Source organism: Microcoleus sp. S28C3 (assembly GCF_036700785.1).
Classification (GTDB): domain Bacteria; phylum Cyanobacteriota; class Cyanobacteriia; order Cyanobacteriales; family Microcoleaceae; genus Microcoleus; species Microcoleus asticus.
The window spans coordinates 19,726-45,739 of record NZ_JAUBPO010000019.1 but is presented as its reverse complement, the minus strand read 5'-3'; the positions used below and the strand labels follow the sequence as shown (position 1 = coordinate 45,739).

General features: G+C 48.4%; 17 protein-coding genes. 6 read left to right on the top strand and 11 right to left on the bottom strand.

Translation table 11 applies throughout. The features are described from left to right. Positions 1-88: 88 nt before the first annotated feature. Complete coding sequence (locus QUA13_RS08235; RefSeq protein WP_333197873.1) at positions 89-5,116, bottom strand: aminotransferase class III-fold pyridoxal phosphate-dependent enzyme; 5,028 nt, start codon at positions 5,114-5,116, stop codon at positions 89-91. Between the two features lie 4 nt (positions 5,117-5,120). Next, positions 5,121-8,495 (bottom strand): amino acid adenylation domain-containing protein, encoded by a 3,375-nt coding sequence (locus tag QUA13_RS08230; protein ID WP_333197872.1) that lies wholly within the window; start codon positions 8,493-8,495, stop codon positions 5,121-5,123. A gap of 460 nt (positions 8,496-8,955) precedes the next feature. Between QUA13_RS08230 and QUA13_RS08225 the strand changes: the two genes are divergently transcribed. Then, the gene (locus tag QUA13_RS08225; protein WP_333197871.1) at positions 8,956-9,123 is read left to right on the top strand and encodes a hypothetical protein; all 168 of its coding nucleotides are present in this window, start codon (positions 8,956-8,958) and stop codon (positions 9,121-9,123) included. A 381-nt stretch (positions 9,124-9,504) separates the two neighbouring features. On the opposite strand, the gene QUA13_RS08220 is transcribed toward QUA13_RS08225, so the two are convergent. Further along, entirely contained in the window at positions 9,505-11,253 is a 1,749-nt protein-coding gene (locus tag QUA13_RS08220; protein WP_333197870.1) for a hypothetical protein, read from the bottom strand. 101 nt (positions 11,254-11,354) lie between these two features. Further along, entirely contained in the window at positions 11,355-11,522 is a 168-nt protein-coding gene (locus QUA13_RS08215; protein ID WP_333197869.1) for a hypothetical protein, read from the bottom strand. Between the two features lie 126 nt (positions 11,523-11,648). Here QUA13_RS08215 and QUA13_RS08210 point away from each other — a divergent pair, with 126 nt between their 5' ends. Then, positions 11,649-11,879: a hypothetical protein gene (locus QUA13_RS08210; RefSeq protein ID WP_333189990.1), complete on the top strand. Its 231-nt coding sequence runs from the start codon at positions 11,649-11,651 to the stop codon at positions 11,877-11,879. Between the two features lie 17 nt (positions 11,880-11,896). Next, a complete protein-coding gene (locus QUA13_RS08205; protein WP_445242690.1) occupies positions 11,897-12,142 on the top strand; it encodes a hypothetical protein in 246 nt (81 codons plus the stop codon). A gap of 577 nt (positions 12,143-12,719) precedes the next feature. On the opposite strand, the gene QUA13_RS08200 is transcribed toward QUA13_RS08205, so the two are convergent. Continuing rightward, positions 12,720-13,118 carry an MgtC/SapB family protein gene (locus QUA13_RS08200; RefSeq protein ID WP_333197868.1) on the bottom strand — a complete coding sequence of 133 codons (399 nt, stop codon included), beginning with the start codon at positions 13,116-13,118 and terminating at the stop codon, positions 12,720-12,722. 103 nt (positions 13,119-13,221) lie between these two features. Then, a complete protein-coding gene (locus QUA13_RS08195; RefSeq protein ID WP_333189993.1) occupies positions 13,222-13,878 on the bottom strand; it encodes a hypothetical protein in 657 nt (218 codons plus the stop codon). 144 nt (positions 13,879-14,022) lie between these two features. On the opposite strand from QUA13_RS08195, the gene QUA13_RS08190 reads away from it, so the two are divergent. Beyond that, positions 14,023-14,157, top strand: a complete 135-nt coding sequence (locus tag QUA13_RS08190) for a hypothetical protein (RefSeq protein ID WP_333197867.1) — start codon at positions 14,023-14,025, stop codon at positions 14,155-14,157. Here the strand turns inward: QUA13_RS08190 and QUA13_RS08185 are convergent. Both QUA13_RS08185 and QUA13_RS08180 read right to left on the bottom strand, forming a co-directional pair. Next, positions 14,137-15,102, bottom strand: a complete 966-nt coding sequence (locus tag QUA13_RS08185; protein ID WP_333197865.1) for a BadF/BadG/BcrA/BcrD ATPase family protein — start codon at positions 15,100-15,102, stop codon at positions 14,137-14,139. The two genes, QUA13_RS08190 and QUA13_RS08185, sit on opposite strands and share 21 nt — an antisense overlap. Positions 15,103-15,178: 76 nt before the next feature. Continuing rightward, on the bottom strand, positions 15,179-15,535 hold the full coding sequence (locus QUA13_RS08180; protein ID WP_172185914.1) for a zinc ribbon domain-containing protein: 357 nt from the start codon (positions 15,533-15,535) through the stop codon (positions 15,179-15,181). A 212-nt stretch (positions 15,536-15,747) separates the two neighbouring features. On the opposite strand from QUA13_RS08180, the gene QUA13_RS08175 reads away from it, so the two are divergent. Together QUA13_RS08175 and QUA13_RS08170 are read left to right on the top strand one after the other, a co-directional pair. Beyond that, the gene (locus QUA13_RS08175) at positions 15,748-16,074 is read left to right on the top strand and encodes a phasin family protein (RefSeq protein WP_333189997.1); all 327 of its coding nucleotides are present in this window, start codon (positions 15,748-15,750) and stop codon (positions 16,072-16,074) included. Between the two features lie 256 nt (positions 16,075-16,330). After that, entirely contained in the window at positions 16,331-16,918 is a 588-nt protein-coding gene (locus QUA13_RS08170; RefSeq protein WP_333197864.1) for an FKBP-type peptidyl-prolyl cis-trans isomerase, read from the top strand. A gap of 232 nt (positions 16,919-17,150) precedes the next feature. On the opposite strand, the gene QUA13_RS08165 is transcribed toward QUA13_RS08170, so the two are convergent. The 3 genes from QUA13_RS08165 to QUA13_RS08155 all read right to left on the bottom strand — a co-directional run bounded on the left by QUA13_RS08165 (position 17,151) and on the right by QUA13_RS08155 (position 25,834). Next, entirely contained in the window at positions 17,151-19,766 is a 2,616-nt protein-coding gene (locus QUA13_RS08165; protein ID WP_333197863.1) for a replicative DNA helicase, read from the bottom strand. 319 nt (positions 19,767-20,085) lie between these two features. Beyond that, the gene (gene rplI, locus QUA13_RS08160) at positions 20,086-20,544 is read right to left on the bottom strand and encodes a 50S ribosomal protein L9 (protein WP_015177225.1); all 459 of its coding nucleotides are present in this window, start codon (positions 20,542-20,544) and stop codon (positions 20,086-20,088) included. Positions 20,545-20,728: 184 nt separating this feature from the next. Then, the gene (locus QUA13_RS08155; RefSeq protein ID WP_333197862.1) at positions 20,729-25,834 is read right to left on the bottom strand and encodes a PAS domain-containing protein; all 5,106 of its coding nucleotides are present in this window, start codon (positions 25,832-25,834) and stop codon (positions 20,729-20,731) included. Positions 25,835-26,014: the final 180 nt, after the last annotated feature.

Sequence of the window (26,014 nt, the reverse complement as noted above, 5' to 3'; positions counted from 1 at the left end):
GTGGGGGCGGGTTTGCGAGATTATTTGTCTTACCCATAGATGGTTTGTAAAACCCGCCCCTACAGGATTTAACTACCAACCCTAACCGTCAATTTGATAAACTATCTCCTACTTGTAAATGTTTTCCTGGACGCTCTGGATCTGCGATATACCAAGCTGGATTGCCATTGGGATCTCGCCCTAATTTGGCACCGGGTACAGGAGAATTGCTTGCGAAAACAGTTGAGGATTTCGATCCATTTGTATTGCCATTTTTGTGGAAATCGATCGCCGGAACAGTCCCGCCAGACGGAGCGGCAAAAAATCCGGCTGACTGCAATTCGGCAATGCTGTTTTTAAATGCTTCCTTGGCAAAAGCAATATCTGCGTCGGAATGCGCTAGCGTCAGAAAACACGGACGGTGATCCCAAATGTGAATTCCTTTTTCGCGCAGCGAGTAAAACAGCAGTTCTCCATGAGTAAAATCTTGCGGGTAGGTGATTTTGAACAGGGAACCAAAGTTTTTAACTGTGAAAGGTGCTTGCTCTCGATCGAACATGGCGTTCAATTCTGCAACGAATTTGTCGGTTTTGGCATTGAGTTCGCGCTGCAATGAAGGCCCGCCCCGTTTCAAATATTCTAGGGATGCCTTGGCGGCTGCTAAAGTCAGGGGATGGCGCACAAAAGTCCCTGCAAAATAGGTAACGCCTACTTCCGGGAACGAGTCGTCGCCGAACTGCCAAAAACCGCCGTCTAAAGCGTCCATCCAGGCTGATTTGCCCGCGATTACCCCGATCGACATCCCGCCGCCGACGACTTTGCCGTAGGTGCCGATATCCGCTTGTACGCCGAAATATTCTTGGGCGCCGCCCGGTGCAACTCGGAATCCGGTAATCACTTCGTCCATAATGAAGGCGCAACCGGCTTGCTCGGTAATCCGGCGCACTTCGTGGAGGAATTCTCGGGGTTGCCAGTCGGGACGGCGACTTTGTACCGGTTCTACCATGATGGCTGCAAACTCGCCCGCCCGCGCTTTGAGGATTTCCAGGGATTCGGGTTCGCCGTAGTCGAGGATCAGGGTATTGTCAACAGCGGATTGAGGAATGCCCGGTGCTGCAGGGAGCGATCGCAGTTTTTTGGTGCCGCGCACGATCACTTCGTCGAAAATCCCGTGATAGTCGCCCGTAAACATGACGATCGTACTGTTGCCCGTGACGGTGCGGGCCAGGCGCATTGCGCCCAAAACTGCCTCAGAACCCGTGTTGCAGAAGGCTGCGCGATCGTGTTTTGTCATCTCGCACACGAGCTCGGCAACTTCCCCGGCTAGCGGTGTTTGCGGGCCGATTTCATACCCGCGCTGCATTTGAGCTGCGATCGCTTCTGTAATAAATGCAGGCGAATATCCGAAAAAGTTCGACCCGAAACCGTTGGTTAAATCTACATACTCGTTACCGTCTTCATCCCAAAGTTTAGAACCGGACGATCGCCCCACCACGATCGGATAAACCAACTCTTTCATCGTCCGGTTAAACCCCGAAACTACCCGCGGATCGGCGAGGTGGTGGCGGTGTGTCTGAGTGTACTGTTTGGATTTCTGAGTTCGCGCCGTATATCGCTTGACAAATGTTTCTAAATATGCTGATTGCGACGGAGTTAATCCGTCGCGATCGGATGTGTCGATGCGGGCGGCGGCACCGAACACTTTTTTTGGTTCTGCGGTTGGTTCTGCTGTTGGTGCTGCTGTTGGTGCGATCGCGCTGCCGTTAGTCTGGGATGGAGGGATATTTTGAACGGGTGCCGGCGGCTGCGGCATAACTTGACCGTTAGTTGTCGGTGCCGGCTGTGCGGGAACCAAACCAGCGCCGCCCAACAGTTCTAGCTGTCGCGACATAATTTGCAACTGCTGCCCGATCAGGTATTCGAGATTGCCAGACTGTACGGGAATCGCTGCGGGCTGGAGACTGGGCAAGGGCAGATTTACAGGGGCGCTGACTGCAACGGGACTGGCAATGGGCGCAGGAGGTGCTGCTGTCGGTGCGATCGCCGGTGCTGGTGCTGGTACGGGCGCGGCTTGTTGGACGGCAGGAGTTGCAGGCAAAACCTCCGGCGGCAGAGCACCATCGATAAATTCAGATAAAGTGCCGAGAGTGGGGAAAGTTTCTAATAGCTGGCGAAAGGTAATTTTGATGCTAAATTCTTTTTGCAAATTCAGCGCTACTTGAGTCAAAGACAGAGAATCTAAACCCATTTCTAGGAAAGTTAAGTCCTCATCAACACTGCCTAAATCCTCGCCAGAAGTTTCTTCTAGGATGTTTTTAATTACAGGGATAAGTCTGTATTTGCGCGCTGCTTGTTTGGTTTCAACCTGTGAATTTGGCATCAGTAATTGGGAATTGGTAGTTGGTAACTGGGAAGTGGTAATTGGTAATTGAGAAGCGGGCAATTCCTCCACTATTTCACTCTTGCCCTCTGACACTTTTGGTTCTATCCAGAAACGCTTGCTCTCGAAGGGATAAGTCGGCAAGGGAAGGCGATCGCGCGTTTCCTCTTGATAAAAGCTCTGCCAGTCGATCGATACTCCGCAAAGCCAAAGCTGTCCGGCTGCACTCAACAAAGCCCCCCATTCATTTTGATTTTCAGGGCTGTCGCCGAGGGAAGAAATGGCAACTTGTTTTTTCAAATCTTTGGCTTGTTTGCGAGCTAAAGTAGCAGCCGTTGTTCTCGGCCCGACTTCCAAAAGTATCCGGTTCGGATCTTGCCAAAGCTCTTTTATCCCGTCGGCAAAACGCACTGTTGCCCGCAAATGCCGCGCCCAATACATCGGATCTGTTGCTTGTTCCGCTGTTATCCAACTAGCAGTTACAGTAGAAACAAATGGGAGAGTTGGCGCTGACAACTGCACTTTTTTGACATATTCGGCGAAAGGTTCGACGATCGAATCTACCATCGGCGAATGAAAAGCGTGGGAAGTGTGCAGTTGTTTGCAGACAACGCTTTCGCTTTCTAGTTGCTGCTGAAAAAGTGCGATCGCCTCCGTCGGCCCGGAAACCACGCACAAATCAGGCGCATTCACCGCAGCCACTGCCAAATCCGCACTCAAGCGCCCCTCGACTTGCGCCGCCGGCAACCGCACCGACAGCATCGAACCCCCCGGCAAATCTTGCATCAACCGCCCCCTCGCTGCCACCAGCATCAAGGCATCCTCAAGGGAAAACACGCCTGCGATAGTTGCCGCCACAAATTCACCGATGCTGTGCCCGATCGCACCTTGGGGAGTGACGCCCCAACTCTGCCACAGCTTGGAAAGCGCGTATTCTACGGTAAATATCGCAGGCTGAGTCAAGAAAGTTTGGCGCAGCGATTCGGCTGCTGTCGCTTCATCGCTGCCGGGATACAGGACTTTCCGCAAATCTCGGCCGAGGTGCGGCTGCAAAATTTCGGCGCAGCGATCGACTGTTTCGCGGAATAAAGGCTCGGATTCGTACAAATTCAAGCCCATATTGACGTATTGCGACCCTTGTCCCGGAAACATGAAGATTACTGCCGGATTTCTCGATTCGGCGCAGCGGGTTGCTGTACGCAGCGGTGGCAGGGATTCGAGTACCTGCACGGCATCGGTGCGATCGCTGCAAACGGCGAAACGGCGGTAATTGAAGGCTTGCCGCCCGGTTTGCAGGGTGTAAGCAGCATCGGCGAGATCGATCTCCGGGTTTTGGGCGAGGTGCGATCGCAAATTTGCGGTAGCTGCGTCCAAAGCAGATGGAGTTTTCGCCGACAGCAGCAGCAACTGCCGCGGGCGAGAAGGACTTGACGGTTCCAGTGCGGGCGCTTCTTCGAGGACAACGTGAGCGTTGGTGCCGCCGACGCCAAACGAACTGACTCCGGCTCTTCTGGGCGTTTTGCCGGCTTTCCATTCCGAGAGTTCGGCGTTGACGTAGAAGGGGCTGTTGGCAAAATCAATGGCTGGATTCGGTTGCTCGAAGTGCAGAGTGGCGGGTATTTGCTGGTGTTTGAGGGCTAAAGCTGTTTTGATCAGCCCTGTGACTCCCGCCGCGGCGATTGTGTGTCCGAAGTTGCTTTTGACGGAGCCGAGCGCGCAAAATTGTTTGGCTGCGGTTTTCAGGGAAAAAGCCTGAGTTAGCGCTTCTATTTCGATCGGATCGCCCAGGGGGGTTGCCGTGCCGTGGGTTTCGACGTAGGATATGGTTTCGGGATTCACGTCTGCCATCGCGTGCGCCATCGCGATCGCCTCTGCTTGCCCGTCTACGCTTGGTGCCGCAAAGCTGACTTTGGCTGCCCCGTCGTTATTGAGCCCGACTCCGCGAATTACGGCATAGATTGTATCTCTGTCGGCGATCGCTTCTTCCAAACGCTTGAGTACAACAGCCCCGGCTGCGTTGCCGAACACGGTTCCTTCAGCCTTGGCGTCGAAAGGTTTGCAGTGTCCGTCGCTGGAGAACATCCCCCCTTCTTGATACAAATAACCGCTATTTTGGGGCACCGTAATTGATATCCCGCCCGCCAGCGCTAAATCGCATTGATAGCTCATCAAAGCATAAAAAGCTTGACAAACTGCAACTAATGATGTAGAACAAGCGGTATGTACGCTGACGCTCGGCCCCTTGAGATTCAGTTTGTAAGAGGTGCGGGTAGCAATGTAGTCTTTTTCATTGGCTACCATCACCTGAAACTCGCCCGCCCGGGAAATTACATCCGATCGTCCGGCGATGTTGTTGGGAAAATAAGTATTGTTGCCCGTGCCGGCGTATACTCCGATCGAGCCGTTGAAGGTATTCGGATCGCAGCCTGCATTTTCTAAGGCGGCCCAAGCTATTTCTAAAAAAACGCGCTGCTGCGGGTCTGTAATTTCGGCTTCGCGGGTACTCACGCCGAAAAATGCTGCGTCAAAGCGATCGGCACCGTCAAGAATTCCTCTAGCTTTGACGTAATTCGGAGCCTGTCTGAGATTCTGGTCAATACTTGGGTCTAGTTCGGCGTCGCTGAAAAACGCTGTGGACTCCACCCCGCCGCACAAATTCTGCCACAATTCATCGACACTGGCAGCACCGGGAAAGCGGCCCGCCATGCCAATAATCGCAATCCCGTCAAGTTCTGGGTTTTCTTGGGAATTAGTCATTAAATTAACGTTTTTTGGTAGATTGCTTCTGTCTGTTAAAAGCAGCTTTTTGCCGATCGGCCCTGTCTTGAAATTTGTTGTTAGATGGGCTTGCAGTCTGTCCCTGATTTAAATAATTTGCCAATTGGGCGATCGTCGGGTGCTGGAACAATTTGACAACCGGTAAGTCTTTAGCTAGCAGACCCCGGACTTGGACTGCAACTTGCAGCGTCATCAAAGAATTGCCTCCAATCTCGAAGAAATTGTCGTGAATGCCGACGCGATCGAGCTTCAGCAGCTTAGACCAAACACCCGCCAGCAAAAGCTCCAACTCGCTTTGCGGTGCAGCGTAACTCTGGGACTGTTCTTGTCGCTGCGAGTCAGGTGCCGGCAGGGCGCGGCGGTCGATTTTCCCGCTGGGCGTCTTCGGCATCGCCTCAACATTCACAAACACCGCAGGCACCATGTAATCTGGGAGTTGCCCTTGCAGGTAACGGCGGAGGTCGGCTATTGCCAATTGCTCCTCTGGATTCGCAACTATGTATGCAACCAGTCGTTTGTCCCCCGGTGCGTCTTCCCGCGCCAGCACCACAGCTTGTTTGACGGCGCGATGCTTTGCCAGTGCGGTTTCGATTTCTCCCAACTCTATGCGGAAGCCGCGAATTTTGACTTGGCCGTCAATCCGCCCGATGTACTCGATGTTACCGTCGGGCAGGTAGCGGGCTAAATCTCCTGTTTTGTAAAGACGATCTTCTTCATCCTCGATCGTGAGTATTTTATTTTGTCGAAAAGGGTTGGGAATAAATTTTTCAGCAGTCAAGTCCGGGCGGTTGAGATAACCCCGCGCTAAACAAATGCCCCCGATGTATAGTTCTCCCGCTACTCCTAAAGGTATAGGCTCACCATCTTTTTGTAACAAATATATCTGCGTGTTGGCAATAGGGCGGCCGATCGGAGGCAGTGCGGGCCAATCTCCGGGCGGGCCTGCCAGGGTATAAGCTGTAACAACGTGGCTCTCGGAGGGGCCGTATTGATTGTGCAGGGTACAATTTTCTAGCTGCTGAAAGAAACTGGCTATGTAACGGTTGACTTGCAACTGTTCGCCGGCGGTGATTACTTCGCGCAGGGATTTCGGTATTAGCTGATAGGTATCGGCTGCTTCGGCTAAATGTTGCAGGGCGATAAAAGGGACAAATAGTCTTTGAATCTTTTGTTTGTCGATTAGCTGCAACAAACTCTGGGCATCTCGCCGGATTTCTTCTGTGATGAAAACGAGGGTGCCGCCGGCACACCAAGTACAGAACATTTCTTGAAACGAGACATCGAAGCTGAGAGATGCAAATTGCAGGGTTTTGGCTGCGCCTTCAAGGGTCGAGTTTTGCAGTTGCCACGCAATTAGGTTGACTAGGGAACGGTGCGGGAGGGGAACTCCTTTGGGTTTACCGGTGGAACCTGATGTATATATTGTATAAGTTGAATTTTGGGGAGAGACGCTGCTAGCTGGGTTTTCCGTGCTGTGACTGCTGATGGTTTCCCAGTCTGCGTCCAAGCAAACGGCGCGGGCTTGGTGTGCGGGCAACCCCGATACTAAGTGAGATTGAGTGAGGATAACCGGAGCTTGGGTGTCGGCTAACATGAAGGTCAGCCGTTCTTGGGGGTAGGCTGGATCGAGGGGAACGTAAGCTGCGCCTGCTTTGAGAACGCCTAAAACGGCGATCGCAATTTCTAAGGAACGTTCCATGCAAATAGCTACTAAAACATCGGGCCCGACGCCTAATTGCTGCAAGTAATGGGCTAGTTGATTGGCTTTGGAATTGAGTTCCAGGTAGGTGAGTTGCTGTTGGAGATTTTGGGAAAAAACGGCGGCAATGGCATCGGGCGATCGATCGACTTGTGCTTCAAATAATTGGTGAACGCATTTGTCTTGCGGATAATTTGCTTGAGTTTGGTTCCACTCCTGCAACTGAGCAAGTTCGGCTGCTGTCAGCATTGACAATTTGCTGATTTTCTGCTGGGGATTCGCGGCTATACTTTCTAGCAAAGTTTGCAGGTGTCCCAACATTCGGGTAATGGCGATCGGATCGAACCGCTGGCGATCGCCAGCAATTTTTACCAGCAGTTCGGTTCCCCCGTATGCGTAAACTGTTAGGGGAAAACTTGTATGTTCTAAAAGCTGAAATTCTCGGTTTTGCCAGTTGCCGCCCAGAGCTTGCAAGGCAGAGTTAATGTGAGATTTTTCAACTACTAGCAGGCTTTCAAATAAAGCTGTGCCGCGGGAAATCTCGCTCCATTCTTGAGTTTTTGCCAGCGGCACGTTCCCGTATTCTTGAAATGCCGTCCACTGAGTTTGCAGTTGTTTGAGCCAGTCGATCGCTGGTAAATCGGGAGATACAATTACCCGAAATGGCAAAGTATTTATGAATAATCCTACCGCTGATTCTGCGTTTTCTAGAGTCTGCGATCGGCTGTTGCAAATAGTTCCAAATACTACATCTTCAGAACCGGAACAGCGGCTTAAAAGTAAAGCCCACGCTCCTTGCAGCAGGGTATTTAGGGTTAGTTCGTGTTCTTGAATTAGGGAGTTTAAGGCTGCGGTTACGGTGCTAGAAAGCCGAATTTCTGGTTCTGCTGATAAATTTTCTGTTGGTGTCAGGAACAGGCCAGATGCCTGTTCCACAACTGATGAATTTCCTGGTGGGACGGGCATCTTGCCCGCCCTTGAAAAATCCCCAACCAGAGGGGTAGGAGCGCTGAAACCGCTTAAGTATTGTTTCCAGAATGTTTCTGCTTTCGAGATGTCTGGCTGCTGCCTCCACTCGATGCAATCTCGATCCCAACGGGGCGGTTGTAATTCTAATGGTCGATCGGCACACAGAGATTCGTACAAGGTAAAAACTTCTTGCAAAACAGTTATTGCAGAGGTACTGTCAAGCAAAATGTGGTGATAAGTCCAGATGAGTTTGTACTCAGTTTCCGACCAGCGGAACCAAGCCAAACGCATCAGGGGGGGTTGAGTTAGGTCAAAGCCTTGCAGGCGATCGGCTTGCAAATAGGTTTCGAGTTGGTTGGTGCGATCGCCCTCCGACAAATTTCGCCAGTCTTGCTCAACACTTGGGAGTTCAACTTGGTGATGTACCATTTGCAGGGGAACTTCTTTACCTGACCAAGAAAAGCTGGTTCTCAAGATTGGATGTCGCTGCACTATTTGCTGCCAAGCTTTGATGAAAGCTGAAACATTCAAATTTTCCCGAATACTACAGATCGCTTGTTCGATGTCTATCCCTGATTGTTGACCCGAAAGGCTGTCGAACAACATCCCTTGCTGTATCGGTGAAAGTTGATAGGAAGATTCACTATCAGTAGTTGCGGATTGGGGGCGATCGTCTGCTGGCAAGGACATATTTATATGTAAGTATTGATGGAAAAGACTTGTGAGCAACTGTAGCCGGATTGTTAAGGTTTTTTTAAGTAACTATTTATCCCCAAGCACCGTAAAATTACGGTCAAATTATCGCTAGCGTGTATCTGAATGTTTGGTTTTTGGGGGTGCAATATTTTATCGGCTCAGCCGATGTTAACTCAAACTCTACCGCGCTGTAAAGTATCATTTATACATTTTACGGATACATTCGCTCAAGAGCATTTCCCGTTCAGCAACCGTGTAATTCCACAGCCTGTAAATGTGAAAATTGCTTAATATTTTGTGGACGATCGACTTTCTTCTCTCAAGAATAACTAAAGCCTTCAACATCTGCTATAACAGGCTGACATCCGCACTCAACAGCAATGATTTGCATCCTGTCTGCTGGCAATCGCTGCGCTAGATTAGCTACAGCCAACCTCAACCTTTAAAGAAAGCTATGGGGTATTTGATTGGTGCGATCGTCCTTGGAATGTTAATTTGGGCTGGATTCGATATCGCGCATACCATCCGCAACAGGGAACTGAATCGCTCCGAAATCAACAAAAAAATTCAAGCTGAAATGGTCAAAGAGACATATTGCTGTCAATGTTTTGATTTTGAATAACCACAGAAAGTATAAAATATCGTTCTGACGCGCCGTTTATTGGCTGGTTCGTCAGCGGAAGGGTGCATCAGATTAGAGACTTTCAAGTAGTATGAAGAATCGAATTCTGACGCACCATTTATATCATGTTCGGTAAATTAGTTATAATTTGTCATTGCGAGCGGAACGCACGCAGTGAAGCGAAGCAATTGCCACTATCTGAGATTGCGACACGTTCGCGAACAAGGACAAGTGATTAGCCGAACATGATATTATCGAGCGGTGCATCAGCTTGGAGATTGTTAGTTTGTGGCGCAAATAATGTGAATTGACGCACCCTACTTATGCGAGTATTTAATGAATGGAAAATACAATTTAAAATTTTCCATTCATTTATCGTTATTACCCCTTAGCCTCAACCCAAATCGTCATCCCCTCAACCCTCAAACCTTTGCCGCGAGTGCCGCAATATTGACCGTTAGCAGTAACAGGAGTATCGCCTACATTCTGAATGTGAGCCGTATAAAATACGTCGTATTTATCAGCTTGCGGCCCAGTCAGCCGCGCGGCAAATCCCTCAATGCGCTTCGCTTTGCCCCGGAAGCCAGCTAGCTCGCCTTCCGATATCCAAGCAGTGTCGCCAACTCCTTCAACGTGAGCCATGTACTGCAAATTTAAACCGGCAACGGGAGGCTCTATTTTAATTTGAAATCCTTCCACGCGGCGGCCTTGAGCGCGTGTGCCGGCATATTCTCGATCGCTAAAAGTTCGATCGCCAATTCCTTGAATGTGCGCCAACACTTTTAAACCCACAGGCGCCGCTGTTTGGGAACTCGCAGACGGCGCGATCCAAACTTTGATGCCCTCTATTCTTAAAGCTTTGCCGCGAGTGCCGCAATATTCGCCGTTGGAGGACACATCGGTGTCGCCGATATTCTGAATGTGAGCGCTATAAAATACGTCGTACTTATCAGCTTGCGGCCCGCTCAACCGCACTGCAAATCCTTCAATTCGTTTCGCTTGACCCCGAAAACCAGCCAATTCTCCTTCGCTGAGCCAAGGAGTATCGCCAACACCTTCGACGTGAGCCATGTACTCGACATTTAAGCCGGGAATTGGAGGATCGATATTAATTTGAAATCCTTCGACGCGGCGCCCTTGAGCTTTAGTACCCGCGTATTCTTGAGCACCGAAAGTTCGATCGCCAATTCCCTGAATGTGCGCCAAAACTTTGATTCCCAAAGCGCCCTCTACAGGAGCCTGTTGAACGTTGCGAGGTGCGCCAAAAACAATGTTCCCGGAGCCGGTTGTCTGGAGGGACTGAGGTACTTCGACGCTGGGAACGATAATCACCTCGTGCATGGGGGCCGAAGGTGCGGGGGATTCCAAAATCTGGATCTGTGGCGCAACTGCAACTTGTTTCGGCGCAACATTTCCCGACGGAATGATAATCACTTCGGGTAAGGGTTGAGCGCTGATTTTTGGTTCTGGCGCTGCTTTCAATGCGGGTTCGACTTTAGCAGGTGCTGCTTTTACCATCTCAGCAATGGTTAATTTGCCTCTGGAAATGGCGACGGCTATTTGTTTGCCAAAAGCGGCGCTGACTGTTTCTTCGAGGATGACCCACTGTTCGTCGTCTAATTTGTCTTGCTGTTCCACCAGGGCGAGCACTGCTGAAACTGGGTGCTTGCCGCTGACTAAAGATTCAGCGTCGGAATGCAGTTGAGTTGGGGTTGATTCGGAAATAGCGCGGTGCAGTTCGCGGGCTTTGGCATGAACTGATTGTAAGGGCGCGAAGTCGCTTTGTTCGCGGTGGGCGATCGCCAATACTCGATCGATAACTTTCAAAGCTGCGTCGCGAATTTCTGCTTTACCTTCGGAAGCTGCTACAGTCTCGACTAAGTTTTGAATGTCTTTGAGGGAAGCAATTTCCCCCGGCGCGATCGTGGATTTGTTGAGTTCGAGAGCTTGTTTTTGGACTGTGGCAAAGTTGCGGCTGTAGGCGGCTACTTCTTGCAGCAAGCTGTCAGAGGGAGGAAGGCCCGAGTCTTGCAGTTGTTTGGCTGCTTGGGAGAGGCGATCGGCCAAATTAGCATAAGTTTCCGATAGTCGGGCTATTTGTTGTAGCAAATCTTTATGAGCTGGTTCCATATGTCTTGCCGTAAATATTTAACTTGCTGATTATAGACGTTGAGCGTCTTCTGAAGGTACAAGGCAGTAGTCATTAGTCATTAGTCATTAGTCATTAGCCATTAGTCCGAGGGAAGAAGAAAAATGCTCCCACTGTGACACTCCCCCACTCGGACACTCTCCGACTCCACCACCCGGACACCCGGGCATTCTCGGACTCCCCCGTCCCCCACTCCTCCTTTGGCATCCCCCGCGTGATCGCCGTCACATCCGTGCAAATACTTAGTCACACTCTGCGACTCCGGCTGTCACCGCTGGCCTTTAACAATGTCACACCAATCGAGCAATAGCCGTCACTGCCGATTCGCTTAAAACCGTTGATACTGAAACTTCAAGCAATAAAACCCAGAAGTGTTATGGTACTGATTCGCGACCTCGCCCAACAAGCTCTGACCCTAGGCTATCTCACTATTGAAGCCGAAAATCAACTGCGGCGGATGTTAACTACTACCAAGTATGAGCTGGAAGACTTAAATGCTTTTATGGCTCTGCAACTAGCAGCTATGTCCGGAGGAGTGAAACAAGAGTCTCGCGAGCTGAGACAATTTGAAATGTTTGGCGAGACAGCCTCTAAAACTTCCTGTTAGTAATTAGTTGGCTTTTGATGGGTGCAAATTTAGTAAGGGACATTTCGATCGTGCAGATTCGTGAAGTTGTAAAACAAGCTATTGCCGCTGGATATCTTAGTCTGGAAGCGGAAAATGAAATGCAGCAGGTTTTTTCGTCAGCTAAGTGTGATTTGGAAGATTTGAATGCTTTTATGAGCTTGCAGTTAGCTGCGATGGCGGGTCGCGTGAGGCAAGAGTCCTTGGAATCGATAAGAGTGTCAAATTTTCAGGAAATAAATTAATCAACTTTATTCAATCATCTGACGCGATAAATATTAATTTATTTGCAAAAAACAGGCTTATATGATAATTAAATGCTGCTCAGCTTTATCCTAAATTCATTAATTTTAAAAATATTGCTAAGTGGGTTCGATCGGTATCGATCGAAATCCAATTAAATTTAAATCAATATTCAAGTTGGTAGTGAGGACTTGAGTTCTCAAAGGCAAGGCTTGGACGATCAGACATATCAAGGTGTAGTCAACGTGTTTGCGTCGTAACGGTTGAGCATTATTCTTGAGATGTTATTTATTATTAATTAGCTAGTAAATAAAAACATCACTCGCCGGAAACAGATATTTCGAGCATTTGAGCTACTTTTTTACCACCTATACAGGTCTGGCTTGGATGAGGGGCAACAATTTACGATCGGTGATTAACTGGACTTGGTATGAAACAGCTAATATTATGTACCCTCAATCGACCCCATCAAATTGGTTGGTAGTGAGGGCTAAAGTCCTGATAAAACTACTTCGGACTTTGGCCGTCACTACAAACTTTCTAACGGTTATTTTACCAGACATTATATAATAACTGAGACTATTTGCGACTCTGACGCTCTAACTCTTTAATTACTCTTAGAACAAACAGCGACATGAAAGCGCCAATTAATGCCAGTTGCCACAACCCGCATCCGGCAGCAGTTCCTAAAGCTGCTGATACCCAAATAGCGGCGGCAGAGGTGAGCCCGTGAACTTCAACTTTGCCTATTTCTTGTTGACTTTGCCGCAGGATTTCTCCGCCTCCCAAAAACCCAATCCCGGCAGCAATGCCTTGAATTACGCGCTCTACAGAATCTCGTCCGTTTTCATGTTGACCCATTGACAGCGGTATTAAAACAAACAGTGCAGAACCCATACTTACTAGCATATGAGTTCTCAAACCCGCTGGTTTGTGTCTGAGTTGGCGCTCCCATCCAATAATTCCGCCAACAAACATGGCTAGGCACAACCTTAACAGTATGCCTAGCCAATTATCGGGAGACCACAAGTTAGCGATCGACAATGTTTTGCTGCAAATAATTGATCGGAAGATATCAATATTAGCGGAGTACGATGTCCGATCGCAATCTCACTGCCAAATCTTGTTCCGGGCGAATCACGATCACGTCAACGCTGCGCCGCCCCAACAAGACACCAGCTAAAGCGCCGATCCCAGCACCTCCCAATACTTCTTCAGTGGCGATCGCTTTGTCGCCGGTAATGCCTGCTAGTGCTGCTGCTGCGGCTGCACCCAATGCTGCACCTTGGGCTAATGAACCTGTGCCAGCACCTTTTTGGACTCTTTCGGTTCTGGTAATAACTCCTGAATTTCCGTCAATCCGATAGCGTTGGCGGCGGCTGATAATTAACTCTCTGGCAACAAATTGAGTACCAATTTGATTGCCCCTTCTGACAGGTTGCAATACCCCTACTATCTGGCTGCCTGCGGGGATTAATACTCTGCCTTGACCTGTGCGGATGTCTCGCGCTACTGTTAAAGTTAAAGGTGCAGTTTCTTCGCGCGTGACAATAATTTTGTCTTTTTCATAGCTAACTGGAATTACACTGCCCGAGGGAATTCGGATGCTATCAAATTGGGAAATTCGTTGTTGAGCTTCTGCGGGAGTAGCTACTACCAGCGGCGCGCTGGTTGCAACTGTAATGCCCAGTGCGAGGATTGCTGCTGTTGCTGAACGCCATTTTTGAGAAGTAATCATATAAATTGTCTCCTTGCTTCGGTTTTGGTTTACTTAGGAACGCACTACTGCTAAATTTGTTTCTGGTTTCGCCTTCATCTGATGTTTTAATTATGGCAGGCTGGAATTCTACAAGTTGGGAAGATAAGGTAGATAATCCAGAATTTGAAAATTTGGAAAAATCGAGAAAACCCGCAAGACAGGGGCGATCGGGAAGATAAGGAAGATAGTCAACAGTCAGCACTCAGCACTCAGCAGTCAACAGTCAACAGTCAACAATTAATTGTTGAGAGCGTTTAAGGCTAACAATCCAGCACCGAAAGCTGGTTCGTATCGGGGCAAAATTACCTTAGCTGTCGGGGCGATCGCACTTATTGCCGCTTCAAACCGACCTCGGCAATTGGCCTCGCCACCCCACACACCTCCTACGAGCACAATTTCAAATTCTTCTCTGGGGTTAAATAGCGCTGAAATGGCTATTTTTGTTGAAAATGTTAATTCTGCCACGGCACTATTAATAATGCCGTCAGCGACGCGATCGCCCTCTGCTGCGACTCGATCGACAATCGGCGCTAAAGCTGCAATTTCTTTGACTCCCCAACCGCGCCGGTAAACGACTTCTACCAATTCTTCCAGGTGATTTAGGCCTAAATGGTTTTGAAAATTTTCTGCAAGTGCTGTAAACTCTCCGCGTCCGTCATAGAACTTCAAAGCCGCTTGCAAACCTTGAATGGCGATGTCATATCCGCTGCCTTCATCGCCTACAATATATCCCCAACCGCCGACTCGTTTCGTTTTCCCTTGACTGTTTTGCCCGAAAACAATCGAACCGGTTCCTGAAATAACGGTGATACCTACTGGATAGCCCGTGCCGCCAACAAGTGCGATCGCGCAGTCGCTGCAAATTACTATATTCCTAGGCAAGAACGATCGGGTTACTGGTAAAGTATTCGTCAACTGCAAGTTCTGCACTAGAAATTGCACTATTTCAATATCTTTTTGACGCCCCACGCCTGCTAGTCCCAGACAAATAGCTTCTATGTTGAAATTGCTATTCGCCTCGATTTTAGCGGACAGAACTGCTCGTTCGATCGCCAATTGAATGGATTGTTTGGCTCTCTCAATTCCCAGCGTTTGATAATTTGACTGCCCTGCTTCGCCGCGTCCCAAAACAAGGCTGTTTTCGTCCATTAAGATGCAAATAGTTTTTGTGCCGCCGCCGTCGATGCCCAATACATAACTCATGGATAATTTAGAGAATGAACCGCTGAGCAACCCCGCTCAACGCAGATATCTCTATTCTACGCTTTCTATAATTCGATTAAATCGACAGAGCAATGCTAATAAGAATTAAACCTAATAAAGCTAACCAAACGAGATGGCGCTGACACCAATTTTTGATTGATTGCGGCCAGCCGCCACTGATGTAACGGCTCGTCTGCGGCACAAGCGGCTCAGCTCGATCGTGATAAAGCGTGCATTCTTTGGCAAAAGGACGTTGCGGGTAGTTGCAAGTGTCATCTTCGTGATAAATACAGGTAGTGCACAGAAATTCTTCGGCTTGCGATCGATAAAGGGGGATACCCGGATGACCGAAAGCCTTGAGAGGGGTTTTGCAGTGCGCGCAGGCGATCGCTCGGGCGTCTACAGGTTGGTGACAGCGGGGGCAATCAGGCATATACAGGATGTGATTGGGTAATTTTGTCGGTAGCTCATTAGGGGGTTTACCGAACGCTGCTCGACACGCTCAACTCGCCATCAGGCGGCTGGATGCTCCAAAATAGAAAGGTAGGTGTGCGCTGATGTAACTTTAAGTGTACAGATAGTTTCGCAGCGACAGCAGGCGACCTGAGCCGATCGAGTATGAAGAGCAAACAGTAGGAAAAATATATGGATAACAATAGCAACTTACTCAAACAACTGGTAATGCTCGGCATTGGTACTACCTCCCTGGTGGCCGAGAAATTGCAGGAAGTCAGCGAGCAATGGGTCAAAGATGGCAAAATCAATTCCGACCAAGCCAAAACCTTTGTCGATGACATGACTGAGCATCTCAAGTCTGAACAGGGCAATTGGGATACGCAGTTGCAGCGGCAACTGCGGAATATGCTGCAGGATATGGGAGTCCCCCGACAATCCGAAATGGATGAGTTGCGGGGAAGGCTCGATCGTCTCGAACGTCAGATGCGGGATTTAGAAAACCGTAACTGGCGCTGAGTTCGATCGGGTCTGCCGGTTCGCTGCTATCTTGTGATAAGATTGTCACCCGAAGGCAGAAGGCTCAAAAAGGCACTTATGTAGAAGCCACTTATGTATAATTACAAACATTCTGACTTCATACTTTTGCCTTTAAAATTATCTGGAACCTGCCATCTTTTGGTGGAAAAGTTCAGATAAAATTTGGTAGTTATTGTTGTACTAGATGTCTTAGATATCTGAGATATCGGGGTTAAAATTATCAGGAGGATTAATTTTGCGAGGAGTTCTAGTGAGTTTGGGGGTAATGCTGGTTTGCTTTGTGTTTTTGATAGTCGCTCAAATGGGCGGTTCTGGGTCTCAAGCAGTTGCCGCCGAATTGAACAATCTTTTACCCGAGACTGCTATTGAGAATTTGTCAGCGCCGTCTTTGGAAGAAGATAGCTTGCTAGTAGCTGATGCTACTTTACCGGAGGTACCAGCTACTATCGCTGGCAATAATATGACTGATAATACTGAGAAAACTGTCACCACAGATTCAGGTCTGAAATATGTTGAATTGAAAGAGGGTAATGGAGCGACTCCAAAAACCGGGCAGACGGTTGTCGTGCACTACACTGGAACTTTGGAAGATGGCACGAAGTTTGACAGTTCGCGCGATCGCAATTCTCCTTTTCAGTTCAAAATTGGCGTGGGTCAAGTAATTAAGGGTTGGGATGAAGGTGTCGGTACGATGAAAGTTGGAGACCGCCGCCAGTTGATTATTCCCCCTGAACTCGGTTACGGTGCTCGCGGTGCGGGCGGGGTGATTCCTCCTAATGCTACGCTGATTTTTGATGTGGAATTGTTGAAAATCGCTGGCTAGGTAGCTCAATCTAATTCAACGTAAAACTTTTACGGTGTTTAGAAACCCGGTTTTTTTAAGAAACCGGGTTTCTGTGTAAGATCGCCTCTGGTAAATAACTACAATATTTGTAGTGGCAGGTTTCACCAACAATCTTTCATCGACATCGACAATATCTATAAACCCGCCCTCACTGTTTAGACAAAATTTTATAACGGCCAATTCAACGCACATAATATAAGCCCTGGTTGATTTACGATCGCTTCGGAGATGCCAGATTGCGAAAGCAGGTAAATTGGGCGTCGAATAATAGTTTGATGATTCCTGTGGGGCCGTTTCTGTGTTTGGTAATAATTACTTCTGCAATTCCGCGATCGGGCGAATCAGGATTGTAATATTCATCGCGGTAGAGCATAATTACTAAATCTGCGTCTTGCTCGATACTATTATGAGCGTACAATCCTTGTGTAACAAAGTTTTTAACTTTCTCTACCGTTAGATCGTAAACCATTTCTTCGCCGATGAAATCTATTTTTTTTATTTTATCCCAATAGATATCGCTAACAGCAATTTTCATAATTTCTTCAGAGTCTAGAAGAGTAGCTAACTGCGTAGCTCGTTCTCTACTGATATCACATTGATAGGAACTGTCGCCACAATAGCGCACGCCCAAACTTGCTTGAATTTGTTTAGTTGTTAAACCCAAACGTTCTCTGGCCATATTAACTTGGGTTCGCCAAACTTGGTTGGGAATTAAATCTCGGTTGGTATTAGCCCCTCCAGATTTTTCTAGATATATTTTGACGGCGGCTAAACTTTCTTGTTTATAATTGCCAATCGCACCAATCCGATATACAAATTTTTCTAGATCTTGCTTCCCACCTACCCATACTTGATATTGAGTTCGCCCTTTATTTCCTTGGGAAATGGATTTAAAAGAAGCATTAATATTCAATTTTAATAATAACGATCGAACTCCCCGCGCTAATTTTTCGCTACTAGATCCATAGTAAACACTGGGATAGTGGGAATTGTCTTTACTCGTACGGATACAACCATCAGTTGCCCATAGGTGTCGAAGGAAAAGAGCGATCGATTCTTGCGGTTGGGTAAATACTAAACTGGGAATAAATTTTTCATGGGAACGTAAACCAAATATTTCTAATTGGTCGAGCCATTTAGTAATCGGATTTTTAATATTGGGAGCGAGACGATAACTAGCGGGGAGATAAACTTGATACCAATCGCGTTCCCGTTTAATGCGGTAATTAATTTGATCGCCAAATACTTCTCTAGCCAAATGTGCAACTAATTCAGCTAAATCTAATTCTCGCGTCGTGTACTGAATGGTATGTCGGGGTAAAGTACAACCATCACCAATTAAATGTCCTAGTAAAGCTAATTCAGCATTACCCATCGTCTGCACTTCATTACAAGGAATTGAGCGTGGTGTAGCAATTCGATCGCCTATTTTAAATTCATCTAAACGCTTCCAACCATCTGATGTAAAGAACTTATGATTGCCTGTTGCTGTAATCGAATTTCCCAAGCAAGTCGTCATCTGCCAGACGGGCTTGACTCCAGTACAAAAAGCATTAGTCACCATCGCTTTTTCCTGTTTCAGGGTATCTGAATTTAATCCCCAAACAGCAAAGCCAGATTTGCCGACTAAATCACGAATCGGGACTTCTAATCCACTATCCGCCAGGGTAACTAAACTATCGCCACCGAGACATCCACTTTCTCTCAAATCAGACATCATCGGCCGCTTGTTTGTCCTCGCTTCCACACCCCGACTCAACTGAGATAAGGCAATAATCGGCACGTTGAGTTCGCGGGCTAAACCTTTAAGGCTTCTGGTAATTCGAGATAATTCTTGGACGCGGTTGTCGCTGCTGCCTTCCATTAATTGCAGGTAATCTAGCAAGATTAATCCTAGGGCTCCGCCTTGTTCTGCTTGGAGGCGGCGGGCTTTCGATCGTATTTCTGTGACGGTAATACTGGGAGTATCGTCAATAAACAGTGGCAGTTCTGATAAGTTGCCAATGGCTGTACTGATGGGTTCCCATTCGTTTTGACTGATTCTACCCGATCGCAATCGGTTACTTTCTATTTTGGCTTCGCTGGACAGGATACGCTGCACTAGCTGTTCTTTCGACATTTCTAAGCTGAAAACGGCGACCGGCAATTTCTGCTGTCCGGCTGCTATGTGGTGGGCGATGTTGGTACAGAAAGCGGTTTTGCCCATCGCCGGCCTGGCTGCAACGATGATTAAATCCGATCGCTGAAAGCCTCCTGTCATGGCATCTAAGTCATAAAAACCGCACGGAATACCGGGAAGTGTGAGGCCTTCATTGCGATTTTCTAGGTCTTGAAATGTTTGGTTTAGCGTTTCGCCGATCGACACTAAATCCTGTTGCGGACGTTCTTGAGTTATGCTGAAAATTTCTTGTTCGGCGCGGTCTAAGACTGTTTCTAGCGGTGTTGCCGTCTCATAACCTAATTGTACTATGTTGTTGCCAGCTTCAATTAATTTGCGGCGCTGATATTTGTCTTCAACTAAAACTGCATATTGGTCGATGTTGACGGCGGAAACTGTGCGATCGACTAATTGTGCTAATTTAGTTAGTCCTCCTACTTGCTCTAACTGGTTGCGGTCGGTTAGAGAAGTCGTTACCGTCATTAGATCCGTAGGTTGACCCTGTAAAAACAACCCTAATGCCGATCGATAAATGACTTGATGAGCGGCGATCGCAAAAAACTCCGGCCGCAGAAGTTCGGCTATTCGGGAAATAGCTTCGGGGTCAATTAAAATCCCGCCCAAAATTGCTTCTTCTGCCTCTATATTTGTCGGCATCAAATCGCTCATTAGTCAATATTTCTCAGTCATTTGTCATTTGTCATTAGTCATTTGTCATTAGTCATTAGTTTAGGACTTACGCACCAAATCTATCTGTAGGGTGCTTATGGGTGCACGTTATTCCTACGTATAGCGCATTAAACCATTTTTTGCGTAAATCCTATAGTTATTAGTTGCCAGTGATTAGTCTTCAGTTTTAAATCTGCAAGTTAGCAGTCCTCAGTCCTTAGTTAGCGTTACTCACTTCTTAGTTAGCGGTACTCAGTTCTTAGCTAATGACTAATGACTAACAACTAATGACTGATGACTGATGACTGATAACTCTTAATTACATCGGAACAACTTGAATATCAACTTCGGCGGTAACTTCTGCGTGTAGTTTGATTTCAGCTTTGTATGTACCAGTTTGGCGAATTTCGGGTAGGGTGATGCCGCGCCGATCGACTTCTTGACTGGTAGAGTTGAAAATCAGTTCTGCTACTTCTTGGTTGGTGACAGTACCAAAAATCGCGTCTCCTTCGCCGACTTGCTTGGAGATAATGAAAGGCCCGGCCGATTCGAGGGCGGTTTTGCGGACTTCAGCTTGCTGCTTGAGCTCTAGCTGGCGCAGTCTTTCTTCTTCACGGCGGCGCTCTGCTTGCTTGAGAATGCCCGGAGTGGCTCTAAATCCCATTCCTTGGGGTACTAGGTAGTTGCGGGCGTAGCCTGGGGCTACTTCTACTACGTCGCCAGCTTTGCCGAGTTTGCTGACATCTTTATTTAAAACTAATTGGACGCGCTTGGCCATGATCGTTGCTTGTGGGGTTTTAACTGCAACTTTTTATAATAGCGAAGTTTGAGGGGCGATCGCAAGGGAGAGGGAAGAAGGGAGAGGGAAGAAGGAAGAAGGAAGAAGGAAGACAGGCATAATATCTTTTAACTGGCAAATTCAGTTGGAAATTCGCCAAACGGGGAGGTGCTGGTCTTGAAGCTTATCTACCAAAGCGTCGAGAGCGCTCGCTCTCGACGCTCGCTCGCGCTACAGTAGCAACTAACTCAGTCGGATCGATCGGCTTGGCTAAGTGTTTGTCAAATCCGGCTTGCAAAACTTGGCGCTCGTTCGCTTCTCCAGCATAGGCCGTTAAGGCGATCGCCAACAACTGCCGATACTCAGGTGCAAGCTGAGTGCGGATGCGATCGATCAACATATATCCGTCCATCTGGGGCATTCCGATGTCGCTGACGAGCAAATCCGGTGCAGTTTGTGCGATCGACTGTAGCGCCTCAGCACCAGATGACAGGGAAATCACCTCTGCACCGGCTTCCTCAAGCACGAAAGCGACAAAATCTCGCGAGTCAGGCTCATCATCTACCACCAAAATCCTCAATCCAGTTAGCGGCAAGGATGAGATATCGGGACTAGCCGCCCAATGACGTTCTTCCTCCTCCTGCCTTCTAGAATCATCATTTAATAGCGGTAATCTCACCGTAAACGTCGCTCCTTGGCCTTCTCCGCTGCTTTCTGCAAACACCGTTCCGCCGTGAAGTTCGACGAGTTGGCGGACGATCGCCAATCCCAATCCCAAGCCGCCAAATTTGCGAGTGGTAGCGCTGTCTTCTTGTCGGAAATGGTCGAAAACATAAGGCAAGAAATCGGCAATAATACCTTTACCCGTGTCCGTGACTTGAATTTGAGCTTTGCCTTCGATTTGCGCTAATCGAACTTCAACTTGACCGCCTTCGGGCGTGAATTTCACCGCGTTTGATAACAAATTCCACACAATTTGCTGCAAGCGACTTGTATCGCCGAGAACTTGCCCGACATCGCGATTTAAGATTGTTTGGATTTGAATTTTTTTAGCTTCGGCTGCTAATTGCACGGTTTCCACCGCAGACGGAATAATCGTTGCCAGATTCACCGGAGCAACATTTAATGTGAGTTTCCCTTGCAGAATCCGAGACACGTCAAGCAAGTCTTCGATTAATTGAGATTGCAGTCTGGCGTTGCGCTCGATCGTCTCAAAGGCTTTGGCAGTTTTAGTCGCGTTCAGCTTGCCGCCGATGAGCAGTTGCGACCAGCCTAAAATCGGATTCAGGGGCGATCGCAACTCGTGAGAAAGCACGGCCAAAAACTCGTCTTTAATGCGGTTAGCTCGCTCGGCTTCCGCGCGGGCAGTTTGTTCTAATTGGAGAACCATATCGCGCTCGGTTTCCACTTGTTTTCGCTCTGTAATGTCGATTACAGAGCCGATATAACCCTCAAATTGTCCGCTTTCGGAAAATCTGGGAGCAGCCGCATCGATCGCCCAAGAATATCCGCCATCCTTGCGCCCTATGCGAAATTCTACGCGGTACGGCCCCTGGCGTTCGTTGGCGGTCAAAAATGCGTTTTTGGCCTGTTCTCGGTCTTCTGGATGCAGTGCGTTTACCCAACCCAATCCCAAACCTATTTCCTCAGTTTGACCTGTGAAGTCATACCAGCTTTTGCTCAAGAAAGTGCAATAGCCTGTGGAGTTTGTTACCCATACCATAAATGGAGCGTTGTTAGCCATATTGCGGAATCGTTCTTCGCTTTCTTGCATCGCTGCTTCTGCTTGTTTGCGTTCTGTGATATCCCGACAAACAATCACTCCGCCTTTGATTTCACTGCTAGCATCAACTACCGGGTAACCGCTGATACTGATCCAGCGATCTTCGGAATCTTCGCGGCGGACAAATACCTCTACATCATTGACATATTCACCTTTGATTGCTCTGGCTAGAGGTAGTTCAGCGTCGGGGAAGAGAGTGTTTTTGTCTGCCGTAAAAAGACCGTAGGTACTCGACCATTCCTCATAAGATTTTTCATTCGATAGCTGACCGAATATGCTTACGGCGGCTCTGTTAAACAGCACAAACTCCCCTTGTTGGTTGGCCAAAATCAAACCGTCACCAATGCTGTCAATAATTACTTGCAGTAACTTAGTTTGTTCTTGCATGGCGACTTCTGCTCGTTTGCGATTTGTGATGTCGCTGGAGATGCCAATCAGGCCGATGACTTCTCCCGCCTGATTGCGGTAGGGAGCTTTCATTGTCACAAATGTCCGGATGCCATCGGGAGATTCTTCGACGACTTCTGTTTGTCCGGATTCCATAATGCGCCGATCGTTTTCCGTGACTGTGGCTCCAAGTTCTGCTATTGGGTATAAATCGCGATCGCGCCGGCCAATTACTTCAGCAGCAGGTTTACCCAGCACCTTCAAGGTGGCTGGATTTGCATAAATAATCCGTCCTTCTCGATCTTTGACAAAAATTGGCGTGGGCGCTGACTCATTAATTAGATTCAAAATCGCATTCTTTTGCCGCAGTTCTTCTTCAGTGCGTTTGCGATCGCTAATATCGCTCCAATAAGCCGTAAGTCCTTCGGCCGCAGGATAGACGCTCACTTCTATATATCTCTGGAGCGACGGGGAAAACTCTTCAAATTTGACAGAAACTTGTTCGGAAACAACTCGATGCAATTCTTGATATGCCATTGAATAGGATTCTTTCTCGGCGGGAAATACCTCCCAGATCGATCGACCTAACAAGTCGTTTCTCGATCGAGAAAGCAGTTTTTCAGCAGTGGCATTAACGTAGGTATAGCGCCATTGTGAATCGATCGCCATAAAGGCATCGGTAATACTTTCTAGAATATTGCTGACTTGCTGGGAGGCCGCTTGCAGCGCGAGTTCAGCGTTTTTGCGCTCGGTGATGATTTCGCAAAAAATCATGATGCCGCCAATCTCATTGGTGTTGGTTCGCCAAGGGTGAATTTCCCAGCGCACCCAGTCGATTAAGCCATCAGGGCGGGGAAACTGCTCTTCTTGGCAGGTTTCGACTGCTCCCGCCAGACAGCGCTGGTGGATTTGTTTGAAAAGATCTGGCAAATTGGGAAAGATGTCGTAGTGCGATCGGCCTACAATGTTTTGAGTGCCGAGCCCGTAACTTGCCAGCCAGCGGTCGCTCACCAGCATATACCGCATCTGCCGGTCAAACATCGCCACCCCCGCAGGCGAGTGTTTGACGAACAGCCGCAGTTGCTCGGACTGTTGCTGCAGCAGATTTTCCGATTGTTTGCGATCGCTGATTTCTTTGAAAAGTAAGGCGACTTTTCGGCTCTGCGGCTCAGGAGTGCGGAACGCCGAAACCTCAAACCAGCGGTTCATGACTTCCGAGCCGTGCTCAAAACGCAAAGACTCCCCCGTCAGCGCGACTTTGCCGTACATCTCAAACCAATAATCTTCGAGTTCAGGAAGCATCTGTCGCGCCGTTTTACCCACAGCTTGTTCGAGTCCGGTTTGTTTCACAAAGGCAGGATTGACTTCCAAAAAGCGGTAGTCGATCGGCTTGTCGTTTTCGTCAAACAGCATTTCTATGACGCAAAAGCCTTCGTCTAGGGACTCAAACAAAGTGCGATAGCGTTCCTCGGAACGGCGCAAAGCAGCAAGAGCTCGTTTGCGCTCGCTAAGATCCACAAACGCCCCCACACAGCCGCGAACTGCACCTTGTTCGTCAAATAACGGCACCGCATTCACCAACCAATCAAAGGCCGCGCCGTCCTCGCGCACCATTTGAATTTCCACATCTCGCACTGCGACGCCGGAAGCCGCGGCCAGTTGCATGGGGAGTTGTTCTCCCGGAATTTCCTGTCCGTTGCGGAGTTGTCTAAACGGAAGGACTGCGGCTTGCTCTCCGGTTCCAGAAACATTGGTATCGGGCGGCACTTTCAACATCGACTCGGCAAACCGATTAGCGCGAATTACTTTACACTGTGGGTCGTCGGCGATCGTAATACCGACGGGTACAGCATCAAGTATCGATTGCAGTTCATTAACTCGCCGCTCTAGTTCTTGGTTGAGCCGTTGAATTTCTTTTTTGGTAGCTTTGCGTTCGGTAATTTCATGCACCGTCACATTCACGCCCAGCACGCGATCGTCCTCGGCCCTCAGCGGATAGAGACTCAACAGCCAATCCTGTTCTAGTTCTGGCTGTGCTGAGTTCGTCCTGCGAACTTCGAGCTGTTTGAGAGGAACTTTAGTTTCAATAGCTTGTCTGTAAAGCGGCTCTAAATCATCTGCCATTTCGGGCAAGATTTCGCGCCATGTTTTGCCGATGTGGGCGGCGGCTGGAACTCGGTTAATTTCTGCTAGGCGATCGTTGAGGCGGACAAACCGCAAGTCGGTATCGATAAAGCAAAGTCCGATCGGCGCACTAGCATAAATCGCCTCGATTTCTGCTAGTTGTTGCTGCACAGTTTGCGCTTGTTGAATAAAAATAGCGCGAGCCACTTTCTCCTCGGTCACATCTTGAAAATAAACGGCAAGTCCCGATGCGATCGGATAGGCTCGTACCGCATACCAAGCATTGAGCGGCGGATAAAAAGATTCAAAACTAACCGTAACTTGGAATGTCGCGGCGTGGCGATATTTCTTTTCAAACAAACTGCCCACAGATTCGGGAAACTCTTCCCAAATGCTGTTGCCAATCAACTCTTCCGGGAGTCGATTCAGCCACCGTGCCGCTTGCAAATTGAGGTAAGTAAATCGCCAGTCTCGATCCAAAGCAAAGAACCCATCCGAAATACTTTCGAGGGTGTCTGACAGTTGTTGGGCGGGCGCGTGACAGACTGCTTGTGGCTGAGGTTGAGCGAGCTCGGTGAAGGTTGTTACTACCGCATAGGGAGTCGATCGATCTCCCTGAAATAAAGGTTGAGAATTGAGTGTCAACCAAATCAATTCTCCCTGTGACCGATAAAAGCCCATGATGATATTTGAGCACGATCGCCCGGTTTGCAGCGCCACCATCGCCGGATGCTTCTGGTCGGGAAAATCCGAGCCATCTTCACGCACAGTCTGCCACAGACTATTGATTGAAGTGCTGCCCTGCATCTGTTCGGCTGTCATCCCCAACAGCTCCTGGGCGTGAGAATTGCACCCCTGAATGCTACCATCTGCCAATTGCAGAACCATCCCTACATCTGTGGGAAAAGGCGCGGCTGGGTAGAACGCTTTGCGAGAATCCGTTGAAACAGAGGGGTCGATTTTCGGTTGAGGTTCAGTGTTGCCTGGATTTTGCATCGGTTTCTAACAACGCTCATTTTACTTTTGGCCAAGCCAATCGCGCTCATCAATGAATAGGGAAATAATTCAGAGGAACTTTTGATTGAATCAGGGTGACAATTCAAACCTCAGAGGGATGTCAATCGTCCTGCGGGAAGATCGAGATCTCGACACTTTATTTTATAGTAGAATCCTACG

Excerpts from the sequence above, each read along its gene's own strand:
- QUA13_RS08235 (WP_333197873.1), bottom strand. The coding sequence starts at position 5,116 with ATGACTAATTCCCAAGAAAACCCAGAACTTGACGGGATTGCGATTATT.
- QUA13_RS08230 (WP_333197872.1), bottom strand. The coding sequence starts at position 8,495 with ATGTCCTTGCCAGCAGACGATCGCCCCCAATCCGCAACTACTGATAGT.
- QUA13_RS08225 (WP_333197871.1), top strand. The coding sequence starts at position 8,956 with ATGGGGTATTTGATTGGTGCGATCGTCCTTGGAATGTTAATTTGGGCT.
- QUA13_RS08220 (WP_333197870.1), bottom strand. The coding sequence starts at position 11,253 with ATGGAACCAGCTCATAAAGATTTGCTACAACAAATAGCCCGACTATCG.
- QUA13_RS08210 (WP_333189990.1), top strand. The coding sequence starts at position 11,649 with ATGGTACTGATTCGCGACCTCGCCCAACAAGCTCTGACCCTAGGCTAT.
- QUA13_RS08205 (WP_445242690.1), top strand. The coding sequence starts at position 11,897 with ATGGGTGCAAATTTAGTAAGGGACATTTCGATCGTGCAGATTCGTGAA.
- QUA13_RS08200 (WP_333197868.1), bottom strand. The coding sequence starts at position 13,118 with ATGTTTGTTGGCGGAATTATTGGATGGGAGCGCCAACTCAGACACAAA.
- QUA13_RS08195 (WP_333189993.1), bottom strand. The coding sequence starts at position 13,878 with ATGATTACTTCTCAAAAATGGCGTTCAGCAACAGCAGCAATCCTCGCA.
- QUA13_RS08185 (WP_333197865.1), bottom strand. The coding sequence starts at position 15,102 with ATGAGTTATGTATTGGGCATCGACGGCGGCGGCACAAAAACTATTTGC.
- QUA13_RS08180 (WP_172185914.1), bottom strand. The coding sequence starts at position 15,535 with ATGCCTGATTGCCCCCGCTGTCACCAACCTGTAGACGCCCGAGCGATC.
- QUA13_RS08175 (WP_333189997.1), top strand. The coding sequence starts at position 15,748 with ATGGATAACAATAGCAACTTACTCAAACAACTGGTAATGCTCGGCATT.
- QUA13_RS08165 (WP_333197863.1), bottom strand. The coding sequence starts at position 19,766 with ATGAGCGATTTGATGCCGACAAATATAGAGGCAGAAGAAGCAATTTTG.
- rplI (WP_015177225.1), bottom strand. The coding sequence starts at position 20,544 with ATGGCCAAGCGCGTCCAATTAGTTTTAAATAAAGATGTCAGCAAACTC.
- QUA13_RS08155 (WP_333197862.1), bottom strand. The coding sequence starts at position 25,834 with ATGCAAAATCCAGGCAACACTGAACCTCAACCGAAAATCGACCCCTCT.